Origin of the sequence: Mycobacterium sp. AT1 (assembly GCF_002043095.1) — a bacterium.
In the GTDB taxonomy this organism is placed as follows: domain Bacteria; phylum Actinomycetota; class Actinomycetes; order Mycobacteriales; family Mycobacteriaceae; genus Mycobacterium.
In genome coordinates, this window is the sequence record NZ_MVOC01000084.1 from 1 (window position 1) to 14,675 (window position 14,675).

Below are 14,675 nucleotides of genomic sequence, written 5' to 3' on the forward strand. Positions count from 1 at the left end.
CGCCTGCTCGAGCAGGCGGCTCGGTCCAACTGACGTCGAGCGGTACGGCCCCGGCGACCAGCCGGGAGCTGCACCCACCACGAATGGAGAACACCATGGCCGACCAGACAGTCGCCACGACCATCGAGCAACTGCTCGGCCCCGACAGTCCCACGAACTGGGGCAAGTGGGGCTCTGACGACGAGGTGGGCAGCCTCAACTACCTCGACGCCGCCCAAGTCCTTCGTGGGGTGAGCGCGGTCAGCAGCGGAGAAGTGTTCACTCTCCAAGTTCCGATCGGACTTGCCGAGCGGCCGGACCCCGTGTGGCCCGGTCGCGGCCCCGCGGTCCGCACCCAGGTCATGGACGAGGGCTTCTTCACCCGTGGCGAGGAACCGGAGCCCACCGACGGGCATCACTGGGCCGATGACAAGATCGAAATGTTCACCCAGGGGTCCACCCAGTACGACGCGCTCGCCCACTACTGGTACGGCGGCAAGGTGTGGAACGGCTATCCGGCTGACACCACCATCGGCGAACTTGGGCGCGCCTCAGTGCTTTCCATCGCCGAACGCGGCGTGGTCGGACGGGGTGTGCTCGTCGACATGGCCCGCGCCCGCGGCAAAGACGTCCTCGACAGCGGAGAACCCATCACCCTCGAGGACTTGCTCGCCGCCGCCGACGCTCAGGGCACCACCATCCAGGCACGCGACATCTTGATCATTCGCACCGGATGGATCGGGTCCTACTACCGCACCGACAGCGAGGACTTCTACCGCGACTGGAACGAACCGGGCCTGATCTACAGCCGCGAACTCGTCGAGTGGTTCCAGAAGATGGAAATCCCCAACCTGGTGACCGACACCATCGCCAACGAGCTGAGCTTCTACCCCGGCGGACTGCAACTGCCCCTGCACTGCGCGCTGATGCGCAACCTCGGTGTCACCTTCACCGAACTCTGTCAGCTCGACGATCTCGCCGACGCCTGCGCAGCCGATCAGCGGTGGACCTTCCTCTACAGCGCTGCCCCACTGAAGATCTCCGGCGCCAGTGGCGCGCCGGTCAACCCGGTGGTCATCCGATGAACAACCCACCTCGCGCCACCACCGTCGCCACCGAATCCGCCACCACCGGGCCGATCGACGCCTTCCGTGACACCCACGGTCTGTTCACCATGGTCGCGGTCGACCAGCGCGGCTCCCTGCGGCACATGCTCAGCACGGGGCGTCGGCACTCCGCCACCGACGACGAACTCACCGACTTCAAGGCCGCGGTGATCGACGCCGTCAGCGGGACGGCCAGCGGTGTCCTGCTGGACCGCGACTTCGGACTCACCGCCGCACAGCGGTCACAGTGCCCCGTCATCTTGGCCGCGGACGTCTTGTCTGCCAGCCGACACGGTGGACCAGTCGACGTCGCCCTGCTGGACGACGGCGTCACCGCCGAGACCGTACACCGCTTCGGGGCCGCGGCCTTGAAGTTCCTCCTTCCCTGGCACCCCGACCGGCGCCGCGAAGCCGTCGACCTGGCCCACGAATTCGTGGCCCGCTGCAAGGATCTGGGGCTGCCGGGTGTTCTCGAAGGAGTCGTACGACCGCGGGAAGGAAGCACCGCCTCCCAGGAGGGCTTCGCCGAGGCGCTCGTCACCGCCGCCGCCGACCTCGCCGAAACGGAGCCGGACCTCTACAAGACCGAAGTCGTCTACACCAGCCACGACGACCACGATCTCGCCACCGCCACCTCACGGGCAATTACCGACACCCTCTCCTGCCCGTGGGTCGTCCTGTCCTCCGGCGTCAGCGCTGCCCACTTCCCCGCCGCCGCGGCTGCGGCGGCACAGGGCGGAGCCAGCGGCTTCCTGGCCGGGCGGGCCGTGTGGAGCGAGGCGACGACGGCCGAGGACCCGGTCGGCTATCTCCGCGCACACGCCGCCCCGAACCTGCAGGCCATCACCGACCGGGTACGGGCGGCGTCATGACCGTCACCAGCCGCATCGGTGACGTGCCCGACGTCGTGGTGATCGGCCGCATCTGCATCGACATCTACCCCGAACAGATCGGCGTCGGTCTTGCAGATGTCCGCACCTTCAGCAAGTCGATCGGAGGCAGCGCGACGAACGTCGCCGTCGCCATCGCCCAGCTGGGCAACACCGCCCGACTCATCACCCGCACCGGGGACGACCCGTTCGGTGACTTTGCACGCACCGAGCTGGCCCGACTTGGGGTCGTCACCGAGGCCATCACCTCGGTCCCGGGAATGCAGTCGGTACTGACCTTCTGCGAAATCCATCCTCCCGACGACTTCCCGCTCTACATCTACCGCAACCCGACTGCACCCGACATGTACGTCGAGGCGGAACACCTTCCCCTCCAACAGATTGCGAGCGCACCGATCTTCTGGGCGACGGCTACAGGGCTGTCGCGGGAACCCAGCCGCTCCGCGCACCACCAGGCGTGGGAAACGCGCGGGCGACGACCGCACACCGTGCTGGACTTGGATTACCGACCCATGTTCTGGGACGGCGAGCAGCACGCCCACGACGCCGTGTCCGAGGCGCTCGACCACGTCACCGTCACCGTCGGCAATCTCGAGGAATGCCGCGTCGCCGTCGGTGAGACCGACGCCGATCGAGCCGCGGACGCACTGCTCGACCGCGGCGTCGAACTCGTCATCGTCAAGAAGGGTCCCGACGGAGTGCTGGCCCGCACCCGCGACGAACGCATCGTCTCGGAACCCATTCCCGTCACCGTCGCCAACGGGCTGGGCGCCGGCGACGCCTTCGGCGGAGCGTTGTGCCACGGCCTTCTCCACGGACTGCCTCTGCAGGAGACGCTCGACCTCGCCAATGCTGCCGGCGCGCTGGTCGCCACTCGTCGCGAATGTTCCTTGGCCATGCCCACATTGGCGGAACTGACCGAGTTCGCCACTGGTGCCGCGGCGGCCAGAACACCGACACACATTTGAACGCCAACGACATCCAAGGAGAAGGTTCACTATGACCGAGATTCGAGTCGCCATCATCGGGGGCGGCGGGTTCATGGGCTACGCCCACAGCCTGGGCTGGGCGTTGGCACCCATCGCCGCCGACGCCGGCGCCACCATCCGCAAGTCAGTCCTCGTCGAAGCCGACGAGGAGCGCGCGAAGGCCGCCGCCAAACGCCTGAACTGGGACGAGTGGTCCGCTGACTGGCGGCAGGTGATCGCCCGCGACGACATCGACGTCGTCGACATCGTCACCCCGCCGGCCGCGCACGCCGAAATCGCCATCGCCGCCTTGGCCGCGGGCAAGCACGTCTTCGTCGAGAAGCCGATCAGCAACGACCTCGCGGAAGCCGACCTCATGCAGGCCGCAGCCGAGAAGAGCACCGTGGTCAGCCAAGTCGGCTTCAACTATCGCCACGCCCCCGCCATCACCTTCATCAAGCGCATGCTCGACGACGGCACCCTGGGACACCCCCTCCAGTTTCGGGCGCACTACACCCAAGACGTCGGGGTCCTCGGCCGCGTCCTCAGCGGTTGGCGCGCGAAGAAGGGCGCCGGGGGGTCGGGTGTCACCGGCGACATCGGCTCGCACATCATCGATCTCGCCTCCTACCTCGTCGGAGACATCGACAGCGTGACCGCGATCATCGGCGCGAAGGATCCCGCCGACGACACCGCCTGGCTGCCCGACGAGCAGCGCCGCGCCGGCCAACACCTCGACGACGCCGCGCTGTGGATGGCGAAGTTCACCAACGGAGCCATCGGATCATTCGCGGCCACCGTGTACGCCTCGGGCCGGAAGAACCGGATGTTCTTCGAACTGGAATGCACCCGCGGCAACGTGGAATTCGACTGGAACCACTCCGACGAACTGAAGCTCAGTCTGGTCAGCGACCCGCCGGAGCAACAGGGATTCCGCACCGTGTCGATGAACGAGAACCACGACGACTTCTGGTGGCCACTGGGCGGAATGGGCTCCGGCTACGTCGACGACGCCGCACTGCAGTTGCAGAAGTTCGTCAAGGCAATCGTCGAAGGCCGCAGCGGAGCACCCAGTTTCGCCGACGCGACTCGCACCCAGCGCGTCATCGCCGCGGTGATGGAGTCGGCTGACAGCCTCCGCTGGGTCACGGTCGACGAGGTGACCGCATGAGTCTGGCGCTGCGGTGGAGCACCGACCTGGTGACCTACTTCAATCCGGCCTACTGGGGACTACCGGCCGACCTTTCCTACGACGCGTGGGAGAAGGAAGTCGACGACGACCCGCAACGTTTCTTCCGTCGGATGCTCGACGGGGCCGCTGCAGCGGGCCTGAGCGGCATCGAACTGGCACCCGCGCCCAGCGGCTGGGTCAACGCGCTGCGCGCGTACGGGTCGGCCGCGGCGTTCAAACACGAGCTGGATGCCCGCGGTCTCGTGCTGTCCTCCAGCTACGTGCTTCCCGTCCAGCTCAAAGCGGCCCTGGACGCCGACCCCGCCGACCGGTCCCGCGCCGAGCACGCATTGGACGACGAAATCACAGGACACGCAGAGTTCTTGCGCGAGGTCGGATGCCCTAACCTGGTGACCAGCACCATCCCCCGTGCCCAATTTTCTGAGGTCGAAGGCGTCGACGCACCGTCAGCAGACTTCGACGCACCCACCGATCCGGAACTGATGGGCGCTGTCGCCGACCAGCTCAACCGCATCGGTGAGGTCGCCGCCAAAGTCGGCGTCGGAGTGGCGATTCACACCGACGCCTACTCGCTGGCCTCCCGTACACGAGACATCGACGCGCTGATGACGCAGACCGACCCCGACCGGGTCAAGCTGTGCATCGACGCCGGCCACATCGCCCTCGACGGCGGAGACCCCCTGGCCGTGATTCGGGCGCATTCACGCCGAGCACCCGTTCTGCACTGGAAGGACTGTGCGAGCCATCTCCCGCCGCACACACTCAGCGGCCCGCCGATGGTGCGCCACGACGTCATGATCAAGTACTTCCGCGTCATGGGACCCGACGGCGTCGTCGACTGGCACGAGTGGGTCAAGATCCTGCGAGACAACCAGTGGAGCGGCTGGGGTGTCGCCGAAATCGACATGTCCGTCGACCCACAACGCGAAATCGCCGAGGGCATCGACTATTTCCGACGCGAACTGGCCGGCCACTGATGACCCACCACCTCACCGCCAAGCCAGGGACACGCCTCGCTGTGCAGCCATCGTCGACGAAGGACTCCACGACCCGAACGCGTGAAACGCGGGAAGGTGCTGACCGTGGCCTATGAGGACGCGGTCATCATGACCCTGATGCGCGCCTGGGAGGCCGACGCTCGACAGCGACGTCTCGGCGGCGACGATCGGCACCTCGTGGCAGAGGAACCATCCGACGTCGGCGACCGGCGCCACCGGAGGCGATCCGACAGCAGTCCCCGCGACGGCCTGGACCGCTTCACGCGGACCCTGTCTCGGCTCTGCGGCATCCGTGAGTGAGACCGCCTATGGGCGATCAGTCACCGACGTCGCCACGCCCTGAAACGCGCCTGCGCACCGCACGAGTACCACGACGCACCCGGCCTACATCGACCCACTACTCAAGGAGCGCACATGTCTACAGCCACCCCGCCGCCAGCCACAGTCCCTAACGTGATCGTGGTGGGGGCCGGCCTGTCGGGAATGACCGCGGCTTACACCCTGGCCGCACAGGGCCTGGAGGTCATCGTCGTCGAGGCCAAGGACCGTGTCGGCGGCCGCACCCACTCCGATCCCGACTACGAAGGCGGGCCCCTAGACCTCGGGGGAATGCTGATCGGCGTCACACACGACCGCTCGCGACGTCTTGGGGAAACCCTCGGATTGACCTGGGCGCACGCACGACCCGAAGGGCGGATGACCTATCGCGTCAACGGCGACGTCATCCTTGCGCCGGACAGCAGCTATCCGACCACGATCGACGGATCCGACGGATTCGACGTCAAACTCGCCAAGGCGTACGGCAAGTTCGACGTCCTCGCCGCCCGTGTCGGGGCAGATGGGCCATGGGACACCGCCTTCGACCGCGAACTCGACATGATGAACGTGGCGACGTGGCTCGAACTGAACGTGCCGGACCCAGTCGTGCGGCGCATCGTCGACACCGACCTGAACATAATCGTCGGTGCCGCCACCTCAGAGATCTCCATGCTGTTCTGGGCGCAATACGTCGCCAAGTGCGAGAACATGCACGCGCTCCAGGTCACGGCCAACGACGCCCTGTGGATCGGCGGCGCCCAGCAGATCTCCCAACGCATCGCCGAACAACCCGGCATCACCCTCGTCACCGAATCCCCCGTTACCTCAGTGCAATACACCGACGACAGCGTCACCGTGCACACGACGAAGAGCGCATACACCGCCGCCCACGCGATCATCGCGGTACCGCCGGCCTCGGCCAATGCGATCGCCTACATCCCGGAACTTCCGCTGCAACGCCGTCAACTCCAAGCCCGGGCACCCATGGGCCGGGAGAGCAAGGTTCAGATGCGTTACCCCAGCCCTTTCTGGCGGGAGTCCCACCAATCAGGCGAAGTCTTCGATCTGGACCTCGGCTACCTCGCCCTGGACGTCACCCGCCCCGGGGACCTCTCGGCCACGATCGTGGCCTTCATCGGCGGGAAGGACTACGACGCCTGGTTCGCGCTAGGGGACACCGGACGACGTCAGGCGGTAATCGAATCACTGGTCGCCACGTTGGGCCCCGCCGCCTCGGAACCGTTGAGCTACCACGAGACCGACTGGCCCAGCATCCCCTACACCCTCGGCGCGCCAGTCACCGTCATGCCACCCGGGCTACTCAGCAGCATCGGCACCGCGCTCAACGCCCCAATTGGGCCGCTGCGCTTCGCGGGCACCGAAGCAGCACCCATGTGGACCGGGTACATGGAAGGCGCGGTCCGAGCCGGAGAAGCCGCCGCCCAGAGCATCCTCGACTCCGTCGCCACTTCGGCAACCACTGCTGGGGGAAGCCGATGACTGACAACGAGTTTCACCATCTCGTACCTGCGGGCACCGAACCGGTCGCCGAGACCTATGGGCTGTCCCCTGGTCTGCGCACCGGGAACCTCATCTTCGTGTCCGGGCAACTTGGCATAGACGAGAACGGGACCATCCCACCGAGTGGCACCGAGCAGGCCGAGCTCGCGTTTCACGCCTTGGAGCGCGTGCTCGCCGAGGCCGGTGCCACTCTTGCCGACATCGTTCAACTCCAGACCTTTCACAAGGGGTCGATGGAGGCGAGTAACGAGTGGTTCTTGCCGGTCAAGAGTCGTTTCATCACTGCCCCCTACCCCTTGTGGACGGGGTTCGGCGTAGCGGACCTGGGCGGCGACGGCGCGATGATCGAGATTGGCGCCATCGCGCGAATCCCTCTGTGACACAGCAGTCCAATCGAAGCGGCGTCCACACGCGGCCGCACCCAAAGCTCGATTCCCGTGATGTGCGACCAAGCGGCCTGAGACGGCTCGCCGACACCCCAAGTTGCGCCTCGCCACCTGCGGATCATTTCAGATGCTTTGTGCGGCAATCGTGTTGGTGTCAACCGATGGCGGGCTTCGACAGCTATGCGATCGGCACCGGGTGGTCGATTCGGGTGGTCGCCGCCCGCACGACCCGGGTGCGGCAGCGTGCCACGATCGCTCCGTCGCAGGATCAGATCTATGCGGGAACCCACCTTTAGTCGAGGAGTGGGCCCCGGTCCTGGAGTCGTACGCACCCCTCAGATGCTCGATCGACGAGGCGCGTCGGTCGCGGACTACACCGGTGTCCGATGACGGGGCTACACACGACGAGCCTCGTTGCCAAATAGGTGAATTCGTCGGTCTCGGCGAACGGCTCGTAGCCGATTCTGATGGCCACCGGCGCACGTCGCGTCACGGCCGTTACGCACGAGAACCTCCGGTGCCGACGTCTACACCGATAGTGCCGGCACTCCCCTCCTCGGCCAGGCGGTTCACACCGCCTGGCCGCACGGCCAAGTCATTGTCGCTTGAATGTCTCCGCAGGCGTTACCTGTGCTTGGCCGGTGGGGTCGGTGGTGGTGTCGTCGATGGCGCGGCCGAGGCCGGCGTAGAGCTGGGGCTTGGTGCGCTTGAGGTGCAGCGCGACGAGGCACCCGGCGACCAGGAAGGCCGCCAGCACGAGCAGCATCCACAGATTCTCACCCGGCTCGCCGCCGACGAGGAGGTCGAACCTGATCACCGCGAAGATGACCACGGCGGCCAGGGCGACGGCGGAGACGATGGGGGCCACGGTCACCTTCCAGGTGTTCTCACCTGCGGGGACTCCGGTGCGGGCGAAGTAGCGGACCACCGCGATGCTGACGAAGGCCATCAGGATGAGGACACCGGCGGTGCCCAGTCCGCTTCCCGAGCCCACGATCAGCGTCGGATCGGAGTACGCGAAGGCGGCGATGATCAGCAGGACGGCCATGATGATCGACGACGCCAGGGAGGACCGGTAGGGCGACTTGTGACGGGGGTGGACCGCGGAGAGGAAGAAGGGCAGTGCGTGGTCGGCGGAGAGGTTCTGCAGGTAGCGGGCGACCACGTTGTGCACCGAGAGCACCGATGCCAGTGCCGAGGTCGCCACCAGAACGAGGGTCACGTTGGCCACGGTGGGGCTGACGTAGCGCGACATCGCGTCGGTGAACATCGTGGAGGGGTCGTCGGTGGCGCGCTGCCCGGCGGCGGATCCGCCGTAGGCGATGACCAGGGAGTACGCCGAGACGGCGTAGAACACCCCGATCAGCAGGACCGAGAGATAGGTGGCCCTGGGGACGGTGGTGGCGGGGGTGCGCACTTCGTCGCGGTACAGGGCGGTCGCCTCGAAGCCGATGAAGTTGCCGAAGGCGAACAGCAGGGCCATGCCGGTGCCCGCGCCGATGAACAGCGACGGGTCCAGCGGCTCGACCGACAGCCCGCTGGCCCCTCCCTTGGCCAGGGTGAAGGCGTTGAAGATGGCGACCAGGATGACTTCCAGGACCATGACGGTGCCCAGGACCTTGGCGGAGAGTTCGACGTTGAAGTGCCCCAGTGCGGTGATCAGGATCCAGCCGGCTGCGCTGGCTGTCCACCACGGGATCGTCGGGCCGCCGTAATGGGCAATCGCTTGGGACAGAGTCACACCGGCGAAGGCGTAGATGCCCACGCAGATCAGAATGTAGGAGATCGTGGCCAGAAACGCGCTGCCCACTCCGAACACCCGGCCCAGGCCTAGGGAGATGTAGGCGTAGAACGCGCCGGGGCGAGGGATGTGGCGTGTCATGGTCATGTAGCCGACCGAGAAGATCAGCAGCACTGCGGTGGCGACGACCCAGGCCAAGGTGGCGGCCTGGCCGGCGAAGCCGATCGCAAACGCGATGTATCCCGACACGGTGACGATCGGCGCGGAGAACGCCAACACGCTCAACACCAGCGACGTCGTACCCAACTTCCCCGCCAAACGAGTATCCGCCTGCACGGGTAGCCCTGGATCAGGGCTGGCTTGTGTAGTGCTCATGGTCGCTTCCTTCGCATAGGGGAGCAGTCACGTGACCAACGCGTTGTGACGTAGCCCACTGAATCTGGTGATGTCTGGAAAGCTACCTAACGTTCGCAAGCCTTGCACCGTCGTGGGCGTAGGTTGGCGAAGAACGAAATGGTGGCCGCCACTAACGGGAACAATCGCCGGTACTGCCGTCTTCGATAGTGGAACGATCGGCCAGAGACGGGTTCGTCTTGAGAGCAGTTTCCAGAGCGAGGTTCTGGGATCGAGTCGAAGTGGCGCGGTTGAGCACGACTCGCCAGACGGCTGAGGGCTGAAGCAGTCCGATTGCGGTCGGCCCGGCCATTGAAGCCAAGCGCACAGTCTCGGGCGTCAGCCGCATCGACGTCTCCGGCGCTGTTACGTGGCGTAACACATCGCCGCATACCCGCAGTTCGCGTAAGCGCTCCGTAACGCCGCCAAGTGACATGAACTGCAGTTCAGAGCCCATTTCGGCAGGAACGGCAAGGGGTTCGAACCCCCTTGGCTCCACAATCAGGAACCCGCCCAGACCATTGGTCTGGGCGGGTTTCTTGGTGAGTAGGGCGCCCCGCCGTCGCGGTGAGGCAAGTTGTTAGTCGTCCCCGTGAACGAACACGGCGTCTAGGCAGGACACGATCAACGTGACCTGGTCGTCGAGCATCTCTTCACAGGCGAACTCGAGACGTTCCTCGCGACGCCAGGCTGCCCATTTCGCTTGCGCGACAGCGCCGTAGCCAGCCAGATGAGGTGCCACTGGCTCAAGGGTGACGCCGCGGTGGCGCGCGACTGCCCGCGCGGCGCGGAGTAGTCCGTCAGCGTCGATGCCTTGGCGGGCGAGCGCGACGACGTCGACGTAGTCACGCCATCGCGTGCTGGTGACTTTTCGGGGCGGCGGCACGATGGGGTCCCCAGTGGATACGTCCCATGACACTGTCCCCCTCCACGTTCCGATTGAGACTGCGACCCGCAGTCGAAGGCCCGGATACTCGGTTTGCTCACGAATCTCCTGCACGTCGATCGTGTCGAGGTCGAAGGCCACACCGTCGTCCACGTTGATTGCGGCAATGTCGCGCACCACTTCGGCGAGATGCTGGGCATCGACGTTGGCGCTGACGGCATTGACGTCGATGTCCTTCGTTGGGCGCCGCACCCCGTAGGCGGCCAGTAACACGCCACCCTTGAGGACGAAGTCGGCGGCATGGGAGGTGCGGGTGAGTCTGTCCAGAAACGATTCGAGAGCGTGTCGGCACTCATGCCAACATCTCCAGTGCGTGCAGGACCGGAGTCTTGGCGCGGGGGAGGCGGGTCGCGATCTCGATCAGCCGCGCGGGTTTGCCTCCGCGGCGCAGCCACTCCCGTAAAGCCTCGCGGGCCAGCTCGTAGCCGACTTCCCCGCGAAGCCGGAACGCGTCGGCGATCGAGCGCTCGGCAGAGTAGATGCCGATCATTTGACCCGCTCCCGGGATGGCAATCTCTTCGCGTCCGATGGCGAAGGTTGCCCGGTCGAAGTGGTGCCAGGCGATAGCCCCCGTGCTCTTCGGGGTTCTCGATCCGCGTGGGATGGCGATGTCGAGTGCGGTGGGGATGGTGTCGGTGAGGTCGTGGTGGGCGAGCGCAGAGGTCAGGCAGATAGTCGCGTCTGGGCGTCGCGTCGCTGCCTCGATCTGATCCCAGTCGCTGGCCGAGTGTTCGACGGGAAGGTAGATGCCGCGAGCGATGCGGTCGAGGTGGCCCGTGCGGGCGCCGCGATATAGCGCGCTGCGTGTCAGGCCGGCCTGTCCGGCAGTGCTCGGCGTCAGTGCGCTCACAATCCACCTCCTGGCGCAGGGTGCTAAACGTCTACAGATAGATCTACCTGTACACGTTTCGTTTCACGAAGCCCCGAACGTCCTGTGCCGATTGCTGACAACGCCCCGACCTCCGCACCGTTTCTTGCCTGCTAAACAGCCTGTTCACCGGGCCGGCCCGAGTTCCGGCGTTTCTACCAACAAAACGGTTGGCGGACTTCAACATACCGCCGTCGCCCGCTGCGGCCGCCTGGTTCTGCGGTCGCCACCAATCTGCCATGCAACGGTTGGGACACTGCGTTTCCCGACTCGGCCTTAGGCGCGACTGGAGGCGACAGGGCGGACTTCTTACTCCCTGCCTTCGTGCCCGCCGCGGCCGTCTTGACCAGGTGCGAGACGTAGCTGAAGCCACGTGGTGAGGATGTCGTCGGGGTGTGCGAGAGGTACGCGGAAGCCGTCTGCGGCCCGTCGTAGTCGGTAGCGCAACGTGTTGGGGTGAATGTTCAGTTGTCGTGCGGTCTCGGCGACGTCGCCCAATGCGCCGAAGTAGGTACACAGGGTGGCCTGGTACTCGGTGCCTCGTGCTCGGTCGTGGTCAAGCAGGGCTCGGACTCCGGAGTGCAGCGGTGTCTCGTTGCGGGCGAACTCGCGGGCGAGGGTGGTCAGCAGTATCTGGGCGTAGATGTCGGTGGCGGTGGCAACCGACGGCGCAGAGTCGACGGATCCGATGACGGCGAGCACCTGGTCGACCTCACGGCGCAGCTGGTGTAAAGCGGACGGCCCTCGTCCCGCGGAACTGATGGCGGCGTGAGCTGGATGGCCGAGGCGGGCCTCGACCGCCTTCGATGCACCGGTGGCCACCCGGCGGGGCATGTCCTCGTCGCGCACCGAGGGGAACAGCACGTAGACGGTGCCGCCGATGGCGACGCAGGAGACGTTCGTCCGAAAGACGCCGCAGTACTGCTCTACCGCGGTGCTGAGCTGGGGGATCAGGGGCGGGGATCCAAGTCCGGCGGGGAAGGTGAACCCCACCACGACTGAGGGCACGCCGGTGGCCATACCGAATCGAGTTGCCGTGGTGGCGAGGGAACCGTGCCCCTCGAGCAGCGACCTCAGCCATTCCGCCCGCAACTGCCGTTCGACGTCGACCGCGTTTTGGGCTTGGAGAATGTGAATGGCCGCGAGCCGGCACGCGTCCTGCAGCGCGGTCTCACCCTCGGGTCCGACGGGCTGGTCCGCCTCGATGACCCAGATCGACCCGACCGGTTGACGGCCGGCCCGGACCGCAACCGCGCAACGGGGCAACTCTCCGTCGGTGGGGTCGTAGGGGAAATGGATCACCCCGTCGGCGAGAAGGAGTTCACGGTACTGCCTGACGTGCTTGTCCATCTCGGGGACGCGGCGGGCCAGGATTCCGATGCGGCGCATCCGGTCGACCTTGTGCTGCTCCAGATTCGAGTAGGCCAGCACGTTGCGATCGAGGTCCTCGATCGCGACCGCTCCCTTCAGTGCGGTGGCGATCGCGTTGGCGAGTACGAACAGGTCGCCACCGCCGGTGTCGTTCGGATGGTCATTCCGCGAGTGGCTGCTGGTCACGGACACGATCAGCCTGTCCAGGTGCCGCCAGGGGACCGCCTCGTCGACGACCAAGAGTGCGATGCCCGCCGTCCTTGCCGCGTCGGCGACGTCGTGAAGCGGTTGCCCCCTGGCCTTGACCACGAGGGCCGAGTATCCACGTTTGGCGGCAGCCGGCATCGTCGTGCCGACCTGTGGGGAATCGGGCGCGAGGCCCACCATGAGCAGCACACCGCCTGGGCTGTCGGGTAATTCGTCCATGGGGTCGAAGATCACCGGCCCACTGGCAACGTTCCCGAGTCCGGCGGCGCTGGGCACCGCACGAATCACGACGGTTCCCAAGGTGTGAACCAGGTCCGCGACGGTGAGCGCCGACGGTCCTCGGCTCCCGTGAACCTCATCCATTTGGCCAGGTTAATCGAGCCGGACTTGGCCAAACGCACGACTGCCTCTCGGGGTCGCGGCACACAGACTTCTCACAGCAGGTCGAGACCACCCCGTCGACACCCGAGACACCGAAGGACATCGTGAGCACCACCGAATCACTCCGTCTTACCCCCGCTGACGTCCTTGGCGTCTTTCCCGAGGAATCGGACCTCACCGAGACGGGTGAACTCACCATCGGCGGCTGCAGTGTCAGCCAGCTGGCCGAGGAGTTCGGCACCCCCGCCTATGTCATCGACGAGCAGGGTCTGCGTCGCCAGATCCGACGTTTCGTCGACGGGTTGGCCAGCCGGTGGCCGCGTTCAACGGTGCTGTTTGCGTCGAAATCGCTTCCGGCAGTTGCCATGTATGCGATCGCCGAGTCCGAGGGACTCGGCGTCGACGTCGCCGGCGGCGGCGAGTTGATGATGGCGCTGGCGGCTGGTGTCGACCCAGCCCGCATCTACATGCACGGGAACGCCAAGTCCGATGCCGAGATCGACATGGCACTGCAGGCGGGAATCCGATGCATCATCGTGGACAACCTCGACGAGCTCGCTCGACTGGAGACACTGACCACGCGGCCGCAGGCAGTGATGATCCGGTTGACGCCGGGAATTTCCCCTCGGACCCACGCATCACAGCTCACCGGTGGCACTGACTCGAAGTTCGGGCTGCCCCGCGAACAGGTGGAGTTGGCGGCGAAGCGCATTGCGGCGCACCCCTTTCTGAGCCTGGAGGGGATCCACGTTCACATCGGTTCCCAAGTGCTGGAGACCGAGCCGTTCGCCGACGCGGTGAAGACGGTTGCCGATTTGGGGCCCTTCGAGACGTACGACATCGGTGGCGGATTGGGTGTCCAGTACACCGAGGACCAGCCGGCACCGAGTGTGGAGCAGTACCTCGACGCCGTGGTTGACGCGGCACGCGCACATCTGCCGGAGGGGGCACGGTTGATCATCGAGCCGGGGCGTTCCCTGGTCGCTCGAGCCGGCGTCTCCCTCTACCGCGTCAACGCGGTCAAGCACACCGGCAAGACGTTCGTCGCCGTGGATGGGGGAATGGCCGACAACTTGGACATCGCGTTGACGGGCCAGCGCTACCACGCCGTCGTCGCGACCACGATGGACCGCGTACCAGACACGGTTTGCGACGTCGTCGGCCGCCAGTGTGAGTCTGGGGACCTGATGGTGGGTGGGGCCACGTTGGTCGACCCGAAGGTCGGTGACCTGGTCGTCATACCGGTGACCGGGGCCTACAGCTACACGATGGCCAACCACTACAACGGCGCCCCGATTCCGCCGATCGTCTTCTGCGCGGACGGCAAGGCTTCGCTGGCCGCGCGTCGAGAGACCTACGAAGACATGTTGCAAACACACCAGCCAGCCTTCACCCGCCGATGGTGAAGTC

14 protein-coding genes are annotated in these 14,675 nt (G+C 66.1%); 10 read left to right on the forward strand and 4 right to left on the reverse strand.

The genetic code is table 11. The features are described 5' to 3' along the window. The first annotated feature begins 95 nt into the window (after positions 1-95). From B1790_RS31600 to B1790_RS35705, 9 genes are all read left to right on the forward strand, one after another. On the forward strand, positions 96-1,064 hold the full coding sequence (locus B1790_RS31600) for a cyclase family protein (protein WP_079927266.1): 969 nt from the start codon (positions 96-98) through the stop codon (positions 1,062-1,064). After that, positions 1,061-1,957 carry a hypothetical protein gene (locus tag B1790_RS31605; RefSeq protein ID WP_079927234.1) on the forward strand — a complete coding sequence of 299 codons (897 nt, stop codon included), beginning with the start codon at positions 1,061-1,063 and terminating at the stop codon, positions 1,955-1,957. The genes B1790_RS31600 and B1790_RS31605 overlap by 4 nt, the downstream gene beginning before the upstream one ends. Then, positions 1,954-2,943, forward strand: coding sequence for a 5-dehydro-2-deoxygluconokinase (iolC, locus tag B1790_RS31610; RefSeq protein ID WP_079927235.1), 990 nt, complete (start codon positions 1,954-1,956; stop codon positions 2,941-2,943). The genes B1790_RS31605 and iolC overlap by 4 nt, the downstream gene beginning before the upstream one ends. Positions 2,944-2,974: 31 nt before the next feature. Next, positions 2,975-4,114, forward strand: a complete 1,140-nt coding sequence (locus tag B1790_RS31615; RefSeq protein ID WP_079927236.1) for a Gfo/Idh/MocA family protein — start codon at positions 2,975-2,977, stop codon at positions 4,112-4,114. Then, positions 4,111-5,112 (forward strand): sugar phosphate isomerase/epimerase, encoded by a 1,002-nt coding sequence (locus tag B1790_RS31620; RefSeq protein ID WP_079927237.1) that lies wholly within the window; start codon positions 4,111-4,113, stop codon positions 5,110-5,112. The genes B1790_RS31615 and B1790_RS31620 overlap by 4 nt, the downstream gene beginning before the upstream one ends. 105 nt (positions 5,113-5,217) lie before the next feature. Then, complete coding sequence (locus B1790_RS31625) at positions 5,218-5,433, forward strand: hypothetical protein (RefSeq protein ID WP_142271620.1); 216 nt, start codon at positions 5,218-5,220, stop codon at positions 5,431-5,433. A 114-nt stretch (positions 5,434-5,547) separates the two neighbouring features. Next, positions 5,548-6,951: an FAD-dependent oxidoreductase gene (locus B1790_RS31630; protein ID WP_079927239.1), complete on the forward strand. Its 1,404-nt coding sequence runs from the start codon at positions 5,548-5,550 to the stop codon at positions 6,949-6,951. Further along, a complete protein-coding gene (locus B1790_RS31635; protein ID WP_079927240.1) occupies positions 6,948-7,352 on the forward strand; it encodes a Rid family hydrolase in 405 nt (134 codons plus the stop codon). The genes B1790_RS31630 and B1790_RS31635 overlap by 4 nt, the downstream gene beginning before the upstream one ends. A gap of 167 nt (positions 7,353-7,519) precedes the next feature. Then, positions 7,520-7,654, forward strand: coding sequence for a hypothetical protein (locus B1790_RS35705; RefSeq protein ID WP_255407317.1), 135 nt, complete (start codon positions 7,520-7,522; stop codon positions 7,652-7,654). A gap of 299 nt (positions 7,655-7,953) precedes the next feature. On the opposite strand, the gene B1790_RS31640 is transcribed toward B1790_RS35705, so the two are convergent. The 4 genes from B1790_RS31640 to B1790_RS31660 form a co-directional block, all read right to left on the reverse strand. Further along, positions 7,954-9,474 (reverse strand): APC family permease, encoded by a 1,521-nt coding sequence (locus B1790_RS31640; RefSeq protein ID WP_079927241.1) that lies wholly within the window; start codon positions 9,472-9,474, stop codon positions 7,954-7,956. Positions 9,475-10,072: 598 nt separating this feature from the next. Beyond that, complete coding sequence (locus tag B1790_RS31645) at positions 10,073-10,705, reverse strand: nucleotidyl transferase AbiEii/AbiGii toxin family protein (RefSeq protein ID WP_079927242.1); 633 nt, start codon at positions 10,703-10,705, stop codon at positions 10,073-10,075. 25 nt (positions 10,706-10,730) lie between these two features. Next, positions 10,731-11,288: a type IV toxin-antitoxin system AbiEi family antitoxin domain-containing protein gene (locus B1790_RS35520; RefSeq protein WP_158083905.1), complete on the reverse strand. Its 558-nt coding sequence runs from the start codon at positions 11,286-11,288 to the stop codon at positions 10,731-10,733. A 327-nt stretch (positions 11,289-11,615) separates the two neighbouring features. Then, entirely contained in the window at positions 11,616-13,247 is a 1,632-nt protein-coding gene (locus B1790_RS31660) for a CdaR family transcriptional regulator (RefSeq protein WP_079927245.1), read from the reverse strand. Between the two features lie 122 nt (positions 13,248-13,369). Here B1790_RS31660 and lysA point away from each other — a divergent pair, with 122 nt between their 5' ends. Continuing rightward, positions 13,370-14,671 carry a diaminopimelate decarboxylase gene (gene lysA, locus B1790_RS31665; RefSeq protein ID WP_198952174.1) on the forward strand — a complete coding sequence of 434 codons (1,302 nt, stop codon included), beginning with the start codon at positions 13,370-13,372 and terminating at the stop codon, positions 14,669-14,671. Positions 14,672-14,675: the final 4 nt, after the last annotated feature.

Coding starts and splice junctions, on each gene's coding strand:
- iolC (WP_079927235.1), top strand. CDS start 1,954: ATGACCGTCACCAGCCGCATCGGTGACGTGCCCGACGTCGTGGTGATC.
- B1790_RS31605 (WP_079927234.1), top strand. CDS start 1,061: ATGAACAACCCACCTCGCGCCACCACCGTCGCCACCGAATCCGCCACC.
- B1790_RS31600 (WP_079927266.1), top strand. CDS start 96: ATGGCCGACCAGACAGTCGCCACGACCATCGAGCAACTGCTCGGCCCC.
- B1790_RS31630 (WP_079927239.1), top strand. CDS start 5,548: ATGTCTACAGCCACCCCGCCGCCAGCCACAGTCCCTAACGTGATCGTG.
- B1790_RS31660 (WP_079927245.1), bottom strand. CDS start 13,247: ATGGATGAGGTTCACGGGAGCCGAGGACCGTCGGCGCTCACCGTCGCG.
- B1790_RS31620 (WP_079927237.1), top strand. CDS start 4,111: ATGAGTCTGGCGCTGCGGTGGAGCACCGACCTGGTGACCTACTTCAAT.
- B1790_RS31615 (WP_079927236.1), top strand. CDS start 2,975: ATGACCGAGATTCGAGTCGCCATCATCGGGGGCGGCGGGTTCATGGGC.
- B1790_RS35705 (WP_255407317.1), top strand. CDS start 7,520: ATGGCGGGCTTCGACAGCTATGCGATCGGCACCGGGTGGTCGATTCGG.
- B1790_RS31635 (WP_079927240.1), top strand. CDS start 6,948: ATGACTGACAACGAGTTTCACCATCTCGTACCTGCGGGCACCGAACCG.
- B1790_RS31640 (WP_079927241.1), bottom strand. CDS start 9,474: ATGAGCACTACACAAGCCAGCCCTGATCCAGGGCTACCCGTGCAGGCG.